The sequence below is a fragment of the Massilia arenae genome, from assembly GCF_008014745.1.
Lineage (GTDB): Bacteria > Pseudomonadota > Gammaproteobacteria > Burkholderiales > Burkholderiaceae_D > Telluria > Telluria arenae.
On record NZ_VPFD01000060.1, the window covers coordinates 1 to 1980 of the forward strand.

A 1980-nucleotide genomic window follows, 5' to 3' on the forward strand; every position below is an offset into this window, starting at 1 on the left:
CACTCGAGTCGTTCGGCATCACTCCGCCCGACCGCTTCGTCGCCATCATAGACCAGCTCCGCTGCGGTACCTTCAATATACGAGAGTCGATTTATTGGCCAATGGCCATGATTCGAATTAGCGGTGGAAACGTATTGAGGCAGGTATTCCATCAGTAACTTACTCAACAACTAGGGTCAGAGTTGAATTATTTGATAACTTTGAAAGTTGTCATTTAATTCGACTCTGACCCTAATTGTGTGTGGTGTCGGGCGAATTACGAGGGGGAATTGATAATTGGCAAGGTGGGGCGGTGCGGGGCTGGAAGAATGGGGTTTTGGGGCTGGCGGGCGGGAGGGTCGCGATGCTGCGTCGACTTGCGGTGGGGCTGGTGGTGGGGTTTGGTGTGCTGCTCGGTGGCTGCGCTTCCAATGGGTCGGTCAGTTTGCAGGAGGTGCGCGAGTTCGCGGATGCCTCGGCCAAGTTGGGTGGGTATGCGGAATTGTCGCGGAGGTATCGCGACACCTACGAGCGCGAGCAGCCCTATCTGTCGCCGCAGGCCGAGCGCATCGCGCGCGAGAACGATGTGCGGCGGCGCGCCGTGTATGACGACTTTGTCGCCATCCAGAAGACGCTGGTCCTGTATATGCAAACGCTCAGCCTGCTCGCGAGCGAAGGTCGCTACGATTTGTCTGAGCGCATCGATGATTTGGGCAATGGGCTGAAGGCGAATGCGGAATCGGGGTTGCAGCAGCGGCATGTGGCGGCGTATACGGGGATGACCCGGCTGCTCACGCGCGTGATCGCCTCGGGTTACCAGAACCGCAGCGTCGAGACCATGGTGCGCGACGGCGATGCGGATGTGCAGGTGCTGCTCGATGCCATGATCTCGCTCACTCGCCTCTACTACAAGACCAACGAGAATGAAAAGAAGACCGTGCTCGGCATCTTCGATGTGGAGCTTCCGTTTTCGAACCGTAACACCGATCGCATGCTCGTCACCCTGGCCAAGGTGCACTACCTGAACAAGTCGACCGAGTACAAGCTGATCGACCGCCGCTATGAGCTGGCGCTGCAGGGACTCACCAAGGTGGCGCTCGGCCACCAGAAGATGCGCGAGAACATGAACAAGCTGACGGGCGACGAGACGCGGCGCATGCTCGCCAACTATGCGCGCGACCTGCGCATGATCCGCGGCGGGCTGAACGGCGATTGAGGAGGACGTCATGCAGGAGTCATCACACGACAAGACCAACCCGCCGGGTGCGGGCGCAGCGCAGGACAGCGCTACTCCAGCCCAGGCCGCCCCTGCCGCCAGCGTCCAGGCCGCGGCCCCCGCCAATCCCGGCGCCGACGCCGCCAAAACTGCCCACGGTGTCGGCAGCGGCGGCCTGTCCAGCATGCAGCAGGTGGTCGAACTGGCCGATGGCCTGTCGACGATCGCCGACCGCCTGCACGAACGCATCCTGCGCGAGATTCGCAGCTACGATGGCCGCGGCGTCCCCGTCCAGGTGCAGGACGCCATGCGCCGCCTGCTGGACGATGAAATGGTCTTGCGCCAGCGCGCCAATACTTTATATGCCGACGCCGCTGCCTTCGTCATCCAGGGCCTGGGCCAGCCGCAAAGCAGGCTCGTCGCCCTCACCGCCGCGGCCGCCGAGAAGATCCGGCGCATCGGCGTGATCGGCGAAGTCACCGGCCTCGTTGGCGGCCTGCTGTCCCTGGCCGGCGCCGTCGCCAGCGGCCAGCCGACGCCGATCGTGCTGGCCATCGAGAAAATCCAGCTGCACAGCACCACCCTCGATGCGCTCACGCCGCCGACGGCCTCGGCCTGAACCGCGGCTAGCCAGCAGCAACCCTCAATACATATGCTGCCCACCATTGATGGCAATGTTGGCGCCAGTCAGATAGCTGTTCAGTATCGTGCGATCATGTTCCTCGCCGTAGCTGGCCTTTGTTCCGTGCAAAAGCTATGCTGGGCGAATTGATTGTTGGGTTCAG

Annotated in this window: 2 protein-coding genes; both read left to right on the forward strand. The window is 62.0% G+C overall.

Features of this window, described 5'->3' with window-relative positions:
• Nucleotides 1-343: 343 nt before the first annotated feature.
• On the forward strand, nucleotides 344-1195 hold the full coding sequence (locus FVD38_RS26255; protein ID WP_147937488.1) for a hypothetical protein: 852 nt from the start codon (nucleotides 344-346) through the stop codon (nucleotides 1193-1195).
• A gap of 10 nt (nucleotides 1196-1205) precedes the next feature.
• A complete protein-coding gene (locus FVD38_RS26260; RefSeq protein WP_147937489.1) occupies nucleotides 1206-1814 on the forward strand; it encodes a hypothetical protein in 609 nt (202 codons plus the stop codon).
• The last annotated feature ends 166 nt before the right edge of the window (nucleotides 1815-1980 follow it).

What these genes read in the sequence shown, in the direction of transcription:
- FVD38_RS26255 (WP_147937488.1), top strand. Translation starts at nt 344, where the DNA reads ATGCTGCGTCGACTTGCGGTGGGGCTGGTGGTGGGGTTTGGTGTGCTG.
- FVD38_RS26260 (WP_147937489.1), top strand. Translation starts at nt 1,206, where the DNA reads ATGCAGGAGTCATCACACGACAAGACCAACCCGCCGGGTGCGGGCGCA.